This is a genomic window from Citrobacter sp. Cpo071, assembly GCF_030332765.1.
GTDB classification, from domain to species: domain Bacteria; phylum Pseudomonadota; class Gammaproteobacteria; order Enterobacterales; family Enterobacteriaceae; genus Citrobacter; species Citrobacter portucalensis.
The window spans coordinates 72,027-83,867 of record NZ_JAOWHE010000067.1; the positions used below are offsets into that span (position 1 = coordinate 72,027).

The 11,841-nt window shown below is 53.5% G+C and carries 8 protein-coding genes; 5 read left to right on the forward strand and 3 right to left on the reverse strand.

The features are described 5' to 3' along the window. Position 1: 1 nt before the first annotated feature. The 3 genes from lolA to lrp form a co-directional block, all read right to left on the reverse strand. Positions 2-613, reverse strand: a complete 612-nt coding sequence (lolA, locus tag OGY09_RS04350; RefSeq protein WP_003831898.1) for an outer membrane lipoprotein periplasmic chaperone LolA — start codon at positions 611-613, stop codon at positions 2-4. A 111-nt stretch (positions 614-724) separates the two neighbouring features. Next, a complete protein-coding gene (gene ftsK, locus OGY09_RS04355) occupies positions 725-4,789 on the reverse strand; it encodes a DNA translocase FtsK (RefSeq protein WP_032942826.1) in 4,065 nt (1,354 codons plus the stop codon). A gap of 134 nt (positions 4,790-4,923) precedes the next feature. Continuing rightward, complete coding sequence (lrp, locus tag OGY09_RS04360) at positions 4,924-5,418, reverse strand: leucine-responsive transcriptional regulator Lrp (RefSeq protein ID WP_002439523.1); 495 nt, start codon at positions 5,416-5,418, stop codon at positions 4,924-4,926. A gap of 547 nt (positions 5,419-5,965) precedes the next feature. Here lrp and trxB point away from each other — a divergent pair. The 5 genes from trxB (at position 5,966) to infA (ending at position 11,790) form a co-directional block, all read left to right on the forward strand. Further along, positions 5,966-6,934, forward strand: a complete 969-nt coding sequence (gene trxB, locus OGY09_RS04365) for a thioredoxin-disulfide reductase (RefSeq protein WP_003831889.1) — start codon at positions 5,966-5,968, stop codon at positions 6,932-6,934. 114 nt (positions 6,935-7,048) lie between these two features. Continuing rightward, positions 7,049-8,815 carry a heme ABC transporter permease/ATP-binding protein CydD gene (gene cydD, locus OGY09_RS04370; RefSeq protein ID WP_003831887.1) on the forward strand — a complete coding sequence of 589 codons (1,767 nt, stop codon included), beginning with the start codon at positions 7,049-7,051 and terminating at the stop codon, positions 8,813-8,815. Further along, positions 8,816-10,537, forward strand: coding sequence for a heme ABC transporter ATP-binding protein/permease CydC (cydC, locus tag OGY09_RS04375; RefSeq protein WP_032942824.1), 1,722 nt, complete (start codon positions 8,816-8,818; stop codon positions 10,535-10,537). Positions 10,538-10,581: 44 nt separating this feature from the next. Further along, positions 10,582-11,286: a leucyl/phenylalanyl-tRNA--protein transferase gene (aat, locus tag OGY09_RS04380; protein WP_032942822.1), complete on the forward strand. Its 705-nt coding sequence runs from the start codon at positions 10,582-10,584 to the stop codon at positions 11,284-11,286. 285 nt (positions 11,287-11,571) lie between these two features. Continuing rightward, positions 11,572-11,790, forward strand: coding sequence for a translation initiation factor IF-1 (infA, locus tag OGY09_RS04390; RefSeq protein ID WP_002211347.1), 219 nt, complete (start codon positions 11,572-11,574; stop codon positions 11,788-11,790). Positions 11,791-11,841 lie beyond the last annotated feature (51 nt).

Genomic DNA, 11,841 nt, shown 5'->3' on the forward strand with positions numbered 1-11,841 from the left:
TCTACTTACGTTGATCGTCAACCGTTACACCTTGCGGCGGGGTAAAGGTGAATTTCGAAGGTTCAATCGCACCATTCTGCTGAGATTTCAGCTGATAGCTGCTGCGCTGATCGTCTTGCTCAACGGCACTGAACTGATGGATCGTCCCGTCCCGCCCAACATTGATAGTAAACTGCTTCAGGTTACCGCTGCTGGTTTTTGGCGTCAGCACGAAATCATCGCCGTTTTGCTTAATGTTGTACTGTTGCCAGTCGCTGGCCTGGTTACGCGCAATCAGCATAAACGGCGTGTTGCCCGTAGCGTCTTTCAACCAGGTCGCAGTCGCCTGCTCAACAAACGGGTTAAAGAACCACAGCGTTTTACCATCGGAAACCAGAATGCTCTCGTCAGGCTGCGTCATATGCCAGTTAAACAGATTAGGGCGTTTAACCCATAAGTCGCCCTGACCTTCCTGCACCGCCGCGCCGCTACCGTCCGTGACCTTCTGAGTAAAGCTGGCATGGAAGCTACTGACTTTATCCAGACGGCTTTTCAGGTCGCTGGCAGCATCAGCCCAGACGCTGCTCACCACAAAGCTAGACAGTAATGCACAGGTGATTGCGATTCTTTTCATCGTTATTCCTCAAAATACGTCACTCCCAACGGGGAGATCCCTCTGCTATCCATTTCAGGCCAAAAATCAGCATGAGGAAAGTAGAAAATACTGAATTACTTAACTTTGCAATCATTCGAAGGGCGGCGGAGCCAGCACTTCACGATTACCATTATGCCCTTGTTCGCTGACTATTCCCTGCGCTTCCATCTGTTCGATGATGCGCGCCGCTCGGTTGTAACCGATACGGAACTGACGCTGGACGCCGGAGATTGAGGCTTTGCGTTTCTGAGTAACAAAGTTCACCGCCTGATCGAACAGCGGATCCAGTTCTTCGCCACCATCAAAGCCGCCACCGCCGCCTTCGCTTTCGCTGTCAGAGGTAATGCCATCAACGTATTGTGGACGGCCGCGCGCTTTCCAGTCCTGAACTACCGCGTGAACTTCTTCATCGCGTACAAAGGCGCCGTGTACACGTACAGGGATCGTCGAGTTTGGTGCAGAATAAAGCATGTCACCCATACCCAACAGCGATTCCGCGCCGCCCTGGTCAAGGATGGTACGCGAGTCAATTTTACTCGACACTGTAAAGGCGATACGCGTAGGGATGTTCGCTTTAATCAGACCGGTGATAACGTCAACTGACGGTCGCTGGGTTGCCAGCACCAGGTGGATACCCGCCGCACGCGCTTTTTGCGCCAGACGAGCAATCAGTTCTTCCACCTTTTTGCCAACGGTCATCATCAGGTCAGCGAATTCATCCACCAACACCACGATATACGGCAGTTTTTCCAGCACCGGATGCTGAACATCCATGCTGTCGCCCGGCTTCCAGTATGGGTCTGGAATCGGACGTCCCATACGGGCGGCTTCAGCAATCTTATCGTTATAACCGGCAAGGTTACGCACGCCAAGCGCCGACATCAGTTTGTAGCGACGTTCCATTTCATTGACGCTCCAACGCAAGGCATTGGCGGCATCTTTCATGTCGGTCACAACTTCAGTCAGCAGATGTGGAATACCTTCATAAACAGAAAGTTCCAGCATTTTCGGGTCAATCATGATAAAGCGAACGTCTTCCGGCTGCGCTTTGTACAGCATGCTGAGGATCATGGCGTTCACCCCAACAGACTTACCGGAACCGGTTGTCCCTGCCACCAGCAGGTGCGGCATTTTAGCCAGATCGGCCACCACCGGTTCGCCCGCTATATCTTTGCCCAGCACCACAGTCAGCGGAGATGAGTTATCACGGAATTTAGCGTTATCCAGCACTTCTCGCAGATAGACGGTTTGACGTTTTTTGTTCGGTAACTCCAGTCCGACATACGGTTTGCCTGGAATAACCTCGACCACACGTACCGCCGCGGTCGACAATGAACGCGCCAGATCTCGTGACAGGTTAGAAATACGCGCTGCTTTAACCCCTGGAGCCAGATTAAGCTCAAAGCGGGTAATCACCGGGCCAGGAGAATAGTTCACCACATCGGCTTTAATGCGGAAATCCGCCAGACGCGCTTCCACCAGACGTGCCATTTGTTCCAGTGCGAACGTATCTATCGGCTCAACTTCGCTCGGCGGCGGCGTGAGCAGATCTAACGATGGCAGCGGCGTGCTTGGACGGTGCGCCGGACGACTATCCCCATTACGCATCAGCAGCGGATGGATCAGACTATCCTGCGGCGGCGGTGTAGCAGGCTGCGCTGGCTGCTGATAATGCTGCTGCGGTGCAACTGGCTGCGCTGGCTGTTGATAATGCTGCTGCGATGCAACTGGCTGCACCGGTTGCTGGTAGTGCTGCTGCGATTCAACTGGCTGCGCTGGTTGCTGATAATGCTGCTGTGGTGCAACAGGCTGTGCCGGTTGCTGATAGTGCTGCTGCGGTGCAACTGGCTGCGCCGGTTGCTGATAATGCTGCTGCGGCGCAACTGGTTCCTGGTACTGCGGCGCGGGCTCCGGCATTACGCCAGGCGTAAACAGCGGCTCATGCGGCCCCTCATCCACCAGCGTTTTCATTGGCGAAAATTCAAAGTCATCGAGGGAGAACGGATTCGCTCCGACAGGCTGTTCACCGGAATAACGCTGCTGCTGAGAAGACGCAAACTGGCGAGCCAGTTCCGCTTCTGCGGCTGAATCTTCGTCATCAGTCTGGTGGGTATCGTCCTGATACTCTTCGCCATAACGATGCTGCTGCGACTGAGCGAACTGACGTGCCAGCTCGTCCTGCTGCATTGCATCCATTTCATCGTCACTGTACGCATCTGTATCAAGCTGCTCTTCGCGCGCTTTCTCTTCAGCCATACGCTGTGACGGCAGTTTTATGCCATATGAAGCCAGTTCACGACGAGTAGGCACGCGCACACGATTCGGACGCGGCAACTGCGGGCCAATGCCCTCTTTCACCTGCGGACGCGGCGTACCGCTGCCTGCAAGGCTAAAGACAGGTGCTGCGGCAGCGGCACCTGCCCCTAACGCGGCGCTTTTTACGCCAGCGGCCAGCGGTGCAACGGCAGCAACAGACTCAACGGGTGGTATGGATGCAGTCGCTGGCATAGATGGCGTAGACGGCTTAACACGCTCAGGCTCCTGAGCAGGTTCTGGAATCGGCTGATACCATGCGGCCAGTTGCTCACGCTCACGCGCACGTTTCTCTTCGACTTCTTCAAAGTAATAGAGCGGCGGACGAGTCGGTTTAACTTCTTCAACCACCGGCTCAGGTTCCACCACTGTTGGTTGTTCAACCACAGGCTGCTGGAACGTAGTGCTCTGTTGAAAAGTTGGATCCTGCTGATAAACAGGTTGCTGCACAGGCTCCGGCTGATAACCAGGCTGCTGGAATGCGGTGTTCTGTTGAGAGGTCGGATCCTGTTGATAGACAGGTTGCAGCACGGGCTCCGGCTGATAAACAGGTTCCGGCTGCGGCGCGACAGGCTGCGTATAAACAGGTTCAACGGGCTGCTGTGCGTAATATTGCGGCTGCGGACTCTGCTCCACAACCGGTTGTTGCCATGGCTCATACGGCTGCTGCACCGGAGGTTGCGCGTACTGGGCTGGCTGCGGATAACCTTCAGGCGCTGGTGCAATCGCGGCATCACCGGTTTGCGGGCCAGGCACGGGTTGCCAGGCCACGGTTGGGACCGGTTGCTCCATAACAGTGTTGGTCACGGGTGACGTTTGCAGTAACGGATCGACCGGTGCGCTCCAGGCCTGAGCGGCTGTTGTAGCTGCAACTGCTGCAGCCACAGGCTCGGTCACCGAGTGGCCGTTAAGCAGTGGATCAAGTTCGTCATATTCAGGCAGCGTCGCGCGATTACCGGAAAACAGCACATCATTAGGATCGGCAACCACGCCACGGGCGCTGTATTCAATTTCGTCTTCATCATCCATGCGTTTGCCGGAAAACAGCGCCGCATCGGTATGACGACCAAGCGGGTTGGTAAATTTCTCCGCCAGACGTTTACGGCGCGCTAACGCACCGCGCAGAATACGAGCTCGGCGCGATTCATGGGGTTTGCCATCAGCGGCGTCGACAGACTCTTCTTCGTCTTCATATTCTTCGTCATCGACCCAGGTATCGTCGCGGCGGGTACGGTTGCTGGCAAACGTCAGGATATTGAGTAACCAGCCGCCCAGTTTTTCCGCAATGCTCACCCATGACCAACCGGTGAACAGTGTTAATCCCGCTGCCCAAATGCACAACAACGTCAGCGTGCCGCCGCTGCTGTGCAGCAATGGTTGTAGCGTGGTGCTGAGCAGACTGCCGATCACGCCGCCAGAGGCGAAATACCAGATGTCATCGGCGTTAATTGCGGCCAGCCCGCAGGAAGTGAGAATCAGCGCCAGAACGCCAATAATGCGCAGCGAGACGGCAAAATAATCGACGTATTCGTCGCTGGCCTGATGCCGCCAGGCAAACCAGCAGCCACCGACAATGATGACGGGGATGGTGTAGGCCATGACGCCAAAAATAAAGAACAGCGTATCCGCCAGCCATGCTCCAGGTATTCCACCCAGATTATGGATAGGCTCATGCCACGCGGTTTGCGACCAACTGGGATCCGAAGGGTTAAAGCTGAGTAAGGCAGCCATCAACCAGACGGCAAAAAGGGCAATAAGGATCAGTAGCGCTTCCAGAAGTCGGCGCCCGCTGCTTAACTTCGTCAATGTGACGTCTTTGTCTTCAGTGTATTCCTGGCTCAAAAACGGCTCTCCAGGTTTCGGGCTTTTCCTGCCCGATGCTAAAACGGACAACAGCACCGGGTTGCCCCGGCACTGTTGCTGTATGGATTAACAGGAGTGTAATCAAACTGCGTCGATTTTGCACCTGTTCCGTGTTAGCGCGTCTTAATTACCAGACGATTGCTCTGTTTGACTTCTTCCATTACTACATAAGTACGTGTGTCATTCACGCCAGGCAGACGCAGCAGGGTTTCCCCCAACAGCTTACGGTATGCCGACATATCCGGTACGCGTGTTTTCAGCAAATAGTCGAAATCACCGGAAACCAAATGACACTCTTGAATTTCTTCAAGTTTTTGTACTGCAGAGTTAAATTGTTCAAACACATCCGGGGCGCCACGATTCAGAGTAATCTCAACAAAAACCAGAAGTGATGCATCCAGATAATGCGGGTTTAACAGCGCTGTATAGCCCTGAATAAAACCCTGTCTTTCCAACCGACGCACACGCTCAAGGCAGGGCGTTGGTGAAAGTCCCACACGTTTAGAAAGCTCGACGTTAGAAATACGCCCATCCTTTTGCAGCTCATTAAGAATGTTACGATCGATACGGTCGAGATCTTTGCCAGGGCGCTTCTTACTATCTACCATTATTATTGTCTCTCTGTATTCCTTCCCTACTCCTGCCTGACTCTACCAACATCACTGTTCAGAGTCGCTACCCATCAAAATAAACCGCAACCCAGAGGGATTTTCGGTTCGCAATGTCTGGGTTTATGGTGAGAAGACCGTTGCCTGTCGGCGGCTATCGACATCACGAATGGCATCTGTCCACACCATGCGTAGATTTCGCTAACACGGTAAACATGGTATCTACATGCATGATTATGCAGCACATACATGACACAGTTTTTTTCTTCCTTGAATGTTTTCGCAAAACAGCAGGGGATTGTCAAAGCAAAACATCGATTTTTAGTACAACATGCCAGTTATTCATTCGCAGTGATGGAAAATCGTCATTTTATCACCTTATAACTGACCGATTTTAAGTAGAAATCGTTATAGTATTACGACTAATTCTGCCGTTCATCGGTTCCCGCTATTACACATATTGTTAACAAAATCGCCATACTCTTTTTTTACGCCTGTAAATTCCCTACAATCCTGCTCATTGCCTGCTAACAACTATGGGGATCTCATGGGCGCAACCAAACACAGTAAACTTCTTATTCTGGGCTCTGGCCCTGCGGGGTATACCGCTGCGGTCTACGCTGCACGCGCGAACCTGCAACCGGTACTGATTACCGGTATGGAAAAAGGTGGTCAGTTGACCACAACAACAGAAGTGGAGAACTGGCCTGGCGATCCGCACGATCTCACAGGCCCATTGCTGATGGAACGCATGCACGAACATGCGACCAAATTTGAAACTGAAATTATTTTTGATCATATCAGCAAAGTTGATCTGCAAAACCGCCCTTTCCGTCTGACCGGCGACAGCGGTGAATACACCTGTGACGCACTAATCATCGCCACCGGTGCGTCAGCACGCTACCTGGGTCTGCCTTCAGAAGAAGCCTTCAAAGGCCGTGGCGTTTCCGCCTGCGCGACCTGCGACGGTTTCTTCTACCGTAACCAAAAAGTTGCGGTGATCGGCGGCGGCAACACTGCTGTTGAAGAAGCGCTGTACCTGGCGAATATCGCATCTGAAGTGCATTTGATTCACCGTCGCGACAGCTTCCGCGCCGAGAAAATCCTGATCAAGCGTTTGATGGATAAAGTCGAAAACGGCAACATCGTGCTGCATACCCACCGCACACTGGAAGAAGTGACCGGCGATCAAATGGGCGTAACCGGACTGCGCCTGCGCGATACGCAAAACACTGACAACGTCGAGTCACTTGACGTTGCAGGGTTGTTTGTAGCTATCGGTCACAGCCCGAATACCGCCATTTTCGACGGTCAGCTTGAACTGGAAAATGGCTACATCAAAGTTCAGTCCGGTATTCATGGTAACGCCACCCAAACCAGCATTCCGGGTGTATTCGCCGCCGGTGACGTGATGGACCATATTTATCGCCAGGCGATCACTTCAGCAGGCACCGGTTGTATGGCTGCACTTGACGCAGAGCGTTATCTCGACGGTCTGGCAGACGCTTGCAAATAAGTTTTACAAATCAGTAACAAAAGTAAAAAAGGCGACTATAAGTCGCCTTTATTTTTGCCTCGTTGTAACATTGTCCTGCCCAAAAATTCCAATAACTCACCTGCTAAGCGTGCAATGAATAAAACCCGTCAAAAAGAGCTGACCCGCTGGTTAAAACAGCAAAGTGTAATTTCCCAACGATGGCTGAACATTTCACGCCTGTTGGGGTTCGTGAGCGGCCTGTTAATTGTCGCTCAGGCCTGGCTCATGGCCCGAATTCTCGACCATATGATCATGGACAATATCCCCAGAGAGGCGCTTCTGCTCCCTTTCATTGTGCTGGTATTGATTTTCATCCTGCGGGCATGGGTCGTCTGGTTACGCGAACGCGTCGGGTTTCATGCTGGCCAACATATCCGCTTTGAGATTCGCCGCCAGGTGCTTGACCGTCTGCAACAAGCAGGTCCCGCCTGGATACAAGGTAAACCAGCCGGGAGCTGGGCTACGCTAATTCTGGAACAGATTGATGACATGCATGATTACTATGCACGTTATCTGCCGCAAATGGCGCTGGCCGTATGCGTCCCCTTATTGATCGTGGCGGCGGTATTCCCGTCAAACTGGGTAGCCGCCCTTATTCTGCTTGGAACTGCCCCGCTGATCCCGTTGTTTATGGCGATGGTTGGTATGGGTGCAGCCGATGCTAACCGCCGCAACTTTCAGGCTCTTGCCCGCCTCAGCGGCCATTTCCTCGATCGCCTGCGGGGCATGGAAACGCTAAGAATCTTTGGCCGCGGTGAAGCCGAAACAGAAAGCATCCGCGCAGCGTCACAGGATTTCCGCCAGCGTACCATGGAAGTCCTGCGTCTGGCGTTTCTGTCATCCGGTGTCCTTGAGTTCTTTACCTCCCTGTCCATCGCACTGGTCGCGGTTTACTTCGGTTTTTCCTACCTCGGTGAACTCGATTTTGGCCACTACGGGACGGGCGTCACATTGGCTGCTGGCTTCCTGGCGCTCATTCTGGCGCCGGAATTTTTCCAACCCCTGCGCGATCTGGGCACGTTTTATCACGCCAAAGCACAAGCCGTTGGTGCTGCAGACAGTCTGAAAACCTTCATGGAAACCCCGCTTGCACATCCTGAGCGTGGTGATATTGAGCTGACAACAAAAGACGCAGTTTCAATTGAAGCAGAAGATCTGGTCATCACCTCGCCGGAAGGTAAAGTGCTTGCTGGTCCGCTCAACTTTACCCTGCCAGCGGGCCAACGCGCGGTGCTGGTTGGCCGCAGCGGCTCCGGCAAAAGTTCGTTGCTCAATGTCCTGTCCGGTTTTCTCTCTTATCAGGGATCGCTGCGGATTAACGGCTTTGAGCTGCGCGACCTGTCGCCTGATTGCTGGCGCAAACAGCTGTCCTGGGTTGGACAAAATCCGCAGCTCCCTGCCGCCACGTTACGCGATAACGTGCTGCTCGCTCGCCCCGATGCCAGCGAAGAACAGCTGCAAGCCGCACTCGACAGCGCCTGGGTCAGTGAGTTTTTACCACTTCTGCCACAGGGTGTGGATACACCAGTAGGCGATCAGGCTGCTCGACTTTCTGTCGGACAAGCGCAGCGCGTTGCCGTGGCTCGCGCCTTACTCAATCCATGTCAGTTGTTGCTGCTTGACGAGCCCGCCGCCAGCCTTGATGCACATAGCGAACAACGCGTGATGCAGGCATTGAAAGCAGCATCACGCCGCCAGACCACGCTGATGGTGACACACCAACTTGAAGATCTTGCCGACTGGGACGTTATCTGGGTGATGCAGGACGGACAGATCGTTGAACAAGGCACTTATGCCGAACTTAGCGCAGCCAACGGGGCGTTTGCGACATTACTGGCTCATCGTCAGGAGGACATCTAAATGCGCGCTTTGCTACCTTATCTGACGCTGTATAAACGTCACAAATGGATGTTAACCTTGGGGATCGTTCTGGCGATCGTCACACTGCTGGCAAGTATTGGTTTGCTGACGCTTTCCGGCTGGTTCCTGTCGGCTTCTGCTGTGGTGGGTGTCACCGGGATTTACAGTTTTAACTATATGCTCCCTGCTGCCGGGGTACGCGGTGCGGCAATCACCCGAACCGCGGGCCGCTATTTCGAGCGATTGGTCAGCCACGACGCGACGTTCCGCGTGCTGCAACATTTGCGTATTTATACCTTCAGCAAACTGCTGCCGCTCTCCCCTGCTGGCCTGTCCCGTTATGGACAAGGTGAATTGCTTAACCGCGTAGTGGCAGATGTCGACACGCTCGATCATCTCTATTTGCGCGTGCTCTCCCCGCTTGTGGGCGCTTTTGTCGTCATCATGGTGGTCACGCTGGGGCTGAGCGTTCTCGATTTCACGCTGGCTATCACTCTCGGCGGTATTATGCTGCTGACCTTATTTATCCTGCCCCCACTCTTTTATCAGGCAGGTAAAAGCACCGGGCAAAGTTTGACGCATTTACGTGGGCAGTATCGTCAGCAGTTAACATCCTGGCTGCAGGGCCAGGCTGAACTGACCATCTTTGGCGCCAGTGAACGTTACCGCGCCCAAATGGAAGCCACCGAGTTGCAGTGGCATGAAGCCCAACGACGTCAGTCTGAATTAACAGCGCTATCACAGGCGGTCATGCTGTTAGTCGGCGCACTGGCAGTGGTTGTGATGTTATGGATGGCCTCCGGCGGCGTGGGTGGCAATACCCAGCCTGGCGCGCTGATCGCACTGTTTGTCTTCTGTGCGCTGGCCGCGTTTGAAGCTTTGGCACCCGTCACCGGGGCATTTCAGCATCTCGGACAGGTTATTGCCTCTGCGCTGCGCATCACCGAACTGACCGAACAGCAGCCAGAAGTCACCTTCCCGGATGCCGGTTCTCCAGTTTCTGAGCAGGTCACTCTCACGCTACGCGATGTTTCATTCAGCTATCCGGGGCAAACACAAAAAGCGCTCGACACCCTTTCGCTGCAGGCTCAGCCCGGTGAACACATTGCGATTCTCGGTCGCACTGGCTGCGGTAAGTCAACGTTACTACAATTGCTGACCCGCGCATGGGATCCGCAGCACGGCGAAATTCTGATTAATGAGCAGCCGATTTCAGCCCTCAGTGAAACCACGCTGCGCCAGAGCATCAGCGTCGTGCCACAGCGCGTGCACCTGTTCAGCGCGACGCTTCGCGATAACCTGCTGCTGGCAGCACCGCACGCCAGTGATGACACATTATCCGCAATGCTGTGCCGCGTCGGTCTGGACAAACTGCTAGAGGGTGATGGACTCAATGCCTGGTTAGGCGAAGGCGGTCGTCAGCTTTCTGGCGGCGAACTCCGTCGTCTGGCTATCGCCCGCGCCTTATTGCACGATGCCCCACTGATGCTGCTGGATGAACCGACCGAAGGGCTTGATGCCACAACAGAAAGCCAAATGCTTGAATTAATTGGCGATGTCATGCGCGATAAAACCGTACTGATGGTGACACATCGTCTGCGCGGCTTGTCACGTTTTGATCAAATAATAGTGATGGACAACGGACATATTATTGAGCAAGGTAATCACGCAGATTTGTTAGCCCGGCAGGGGCGTTATTACCAGTTTAAGCAACGTCTGTAAGCTATTATTGAACGATCAAACTCGCGTAGTGGAGTTTCGCTGTCATGCGCCTGGTGCAATTGTCCCGCCATTCTATAGCCTTCCCTTCACCGGAAGGCGCTTTACGCGAGCCTAACGGTTTGTTGGCGCTTGGCGGCGATCTCAGTCCAGCTCGACTGTTAATGGCCTACCAGCGCGGAATTTTCCCGTGGTTTTCACCTGGCGACCCCATCCTTTGGTGGTCGCCCGATCCACGCGCCATTCTTTGGCCCGAGAAATTTCATCTCAGCCGCAGCATGAAACGTTTTCATAAAAACTCACCTTATCGCGTGACGCTCAATTACGCGTTCGGTCAGGTGATTGAAGGCTGCGCCAATGACCGGGAAGAAGGCACCTGGATAACGCATGATGTAGTGGACGCCTACCATCGCCTGCACGAGCTGGGTCATGCGCACTCCATTGAAGTATGGCGACAAAATGAATTAGTGGGCGGTATGTATGGCGTGGCGCAAGGTACGCTATTTTGTGGCGAATCAATGTTCAGCCGTCAGGAAAATGCGTCCAAAACCGCACTGCTTGTTTTTTGCGCTGAATTTATCCGTCAGGGCGGAAAATTAATCGACTGCCAGGTATTAAATAGCCACACAGCTTCGCTGGGCGCCGTCGAAACCCCACGTCGGGAGTACCTTGAACACCTGAGCAGACTGCGCCAGCAGCGGCTACCGAGCCATTTCTGGGTTCCCAGGACGTTATTTTCGTCTCAGGGGTGAATGTTTTCGGCACATTTTTTGTCGGGGTGTTATAATTGTCGCGCAGAGTTGGTTTAGCCCATTACCCCGCCGCCGTTAAGGAACAGTTCGCGTCAGGCAACGCCTATCGTTTATCTCCTCGTTCCCTTACACGTTGCGCTTTAAGTGCGGCTTTGCCGTGTGTGGTTAGAGTAATGCGCCAAACCCGATTTGCTGTGTTTTAAACGCACAAATCTTTACTTATTAAAAGAACTTCGGCATTATCTTGCCGGTTCAAATTACGGTAGTGATACCCCAGAGGATTAGATGGCCAAAGAAGACAATATTGAAATGCAGGGTACCGTTCTCGATACGTTACCTAATACCATGTTCCGCGTAGAGTTAGAAAACGGTCACGTGGTTACTGCACACATCTCCGGTAAAATGCGTAAAAACTATATCCGCATCCTGACGGGCGACAAAGTGACTGTTGAGCTGACCCCGTACGACCTGAGCAAAGGCCGCATTGTCTTCCGTAGTCGCTGATTGTTTTTAACGCCCGAATGGCGTCCAGATAATAAAAGGTCGGTTTAACCG